This window comes from Staphylococcus sp. HMSC062H10, assembly GCF_001836945.1.
GTDB classification, from domain to species: Bacteria; Bacillota; Bacilli; order Staphylococcales; family Staphylococcaceae; genus Staphylococcus; species Staphylococcus aureus.
In genome coordinates this window covers 1-2,039 of the sequence record NZ_KV830948.1, presented here as the reverse complement: position 1 = coordinate 2,039, position 2,039 = coordinate 1, and the positions used below count along the sequence as shown (strand labels likewise).

At 28.2% G+C, this 2,039-nt stretch carries 2 protein-coding genes; one reads left to right on the top strand and one right to left on the bottom strand.

Features of this window, described 5'->3' with window-relative positions; all coding sequences use genetic code 11:
* Positions 1-110: 110 nt before the first annotated feature.
* Positions 111-1,082, bottom strand: a complete 972-nt coding sequence (locus tag HMPREF2658_RS00560; protein WP_000481280.1) for an oxidoreductase — start codon at positions 1,080-1,082, stop codon at positions 111-113.
* A gap of 123 nt (positions 1,083-1,205) precedes the next feature.
* Between HMPREF2658_RS00560 and HMPREF2658_RS00555 the strand changes: the two genes are divergently transcribed.
* A complete protein-coding gene (locus HMPREF2658_RS00555) occupies positions 1,206-1,625 on the top strand; it encodes a MarR family winged helix-turn-helix transcriptional regulator (protein ID WP_000418032.1) in 420 nt (139 codons plus the stop codon).
* The last annotated feature ends 414 nt before the right edge of the window (positions 1,626-2,039 follow it).

The window sequence follows — 2,039 nt, the reverse complement described above, 5'->3', positions numbered from 1 at the left end:
GATTGGTGCATTAATTGTTAATCATTTTCGTTATATAAATTATAACACTGGTTAGTAGAAAAATGCAAAATGATTGAATTAATAGTAAATGTATTAATGAATACTCATACTTATACTTTTAAAATAGTTCTTCCTAAATGTTGTCCTTTTAAAAGCTGATCTATCGTTTTATAGAATTCTTCAAATCCAATTTCATTGTATAGAAGTGAATTTCCTATATTCCATTCATTTGCTAACTTACTCCATATATCTTCCCGGATATTATGATCAACATATACAGAATCAATGCCAATTAATTTAATACCTCTAAGAATAAACGGTAATATATTAGTGTTAAGTGAATTTCCTGCTACATTTCCACATACAGTAGCAACACCTTGATAATTTAGACGTTTTAAACCGTATAATGTTACATTACTCCCCACTGTATCTAAGAAATAATCAAAAACACCTTTTTTAAGCGGTTTATTATCATTTTCAATTATTATTGCTTGTTTTGCACCTAATTTTTTTGCGATTTCTATTTGCTTTTCTTTCCTTACGATAGCAGTGATATTTTCATATCCAATTTTACGTAAAATTTGTATAGCAACACTGCCCACACCACCTGTAGCCCCAGACACTAAAATTTCAGGTTGTGATTTGATATTCATTCCATATTTTTCTAGTTCAAAAATTGATAATGCTGCCGTAAAACCGGCTGTGCCATATACCATAGACTCTTTAATAGACATTTCTTGGGGAATAGGAACAATCCACTCTCCAGGCACTTGTGCATATTCTGAAAATCCACCTGTATGTGTCACGCCAACATCATAACCAGTAACTAATACATTATCGCCTTCTTTAAACTTATCATTCGAACTTGATTCAACAATACCTGCAAAATCTATACCAGGAATCATAGGATAATCTCTAATTACACCGCCTTTATATTGTAAAGCTAGCATATCCTTATAATTTATTGAAGAGTATACCACTTTTACTAAGACATCACCCTTTGATAAATGAGATTCATCAACGTTTTCTACTTTATAACTAACATTTGATGCACTTTTTCTCACTACTACCGCATTGAACATTTATTAGCCTTCTTTCACAATTGTTTTGTAGAGGTATGTTTTTGTTGCAAAACCATTTTCCTACAAAACCTATCATGATATGATAAGCGAGTCAATACTAATGATTTAAGAGAGGTTTTAGTTGTGGAATTAGATAATTGTATAAATTATTTGTTGAGTACTTCTCAGAATAGAGTTTTTAAACATTTTAAAAGTTTATTAAGTCCCTATAATATTACTCCAGCAGAATATGGTGTTTTGAATTGCTTGATTAATAGTAATTTGAATACACCTAAAGCGATTGGTAAAACTTTAAATTTAGAACCTTCAACAATATCTGGAATATTAGATAAGATGTCCAAAAAGGATCTAATAACACGTCAAACTGATAATGAAAATAGAAGAACTGTGCTAATAAACAGTACAAATAAAGCAAAAGACTTATGGCCAACATTAGAAAAGAAAGCCTACCAACTTAATAATCATTACTTCGCTAATTTAACTAATGAAGAAATTATAGTGTTTAAAAAGATATTACTAAAGATAAATGAAACTACGTTTTAATTTTTACGTTATTAAAAAGTTGAAGTGCGAATTATAATCAAGTAAATATAAATGATAGCTTAGCTTAATTATATATTAAAGCCAACTATACTTTTATTCCCGAAAAACCTACTATCCAAATTTCTAAGATACTTTAGTCTCTATAATAAAAATATTGTAATATAATTTATGTATTATTTAGGTACGCCCTAGTCAGTCAGTAGATAAAGTGGTTTTTTTAAGGTTTTAATTGCATGATTAGGGTGTAACAAAATTAAAAATATCATGGGCGTATTCCTAATAAAAAAGTATTAGAAATTAAATTCCAATAACAATTTTTTATAAGAATTATACATTTTATAAATCAAAATGGTTATTATCACCGATTTTATTATAAAATCAAAAACTGTACATTCTATTTTAAAATAGAATGTA

What these genes read in the sequence shown, in the direction of transcription:
- HMPREF2658_RS00560 (WP_000481280.1), bottom strand. Translation starts at nt 1,082, where the DNA reads ATGTTCAATGCGGTAGTAGTGAGAAAAAGTGCATCAAATGTTAGTTAT.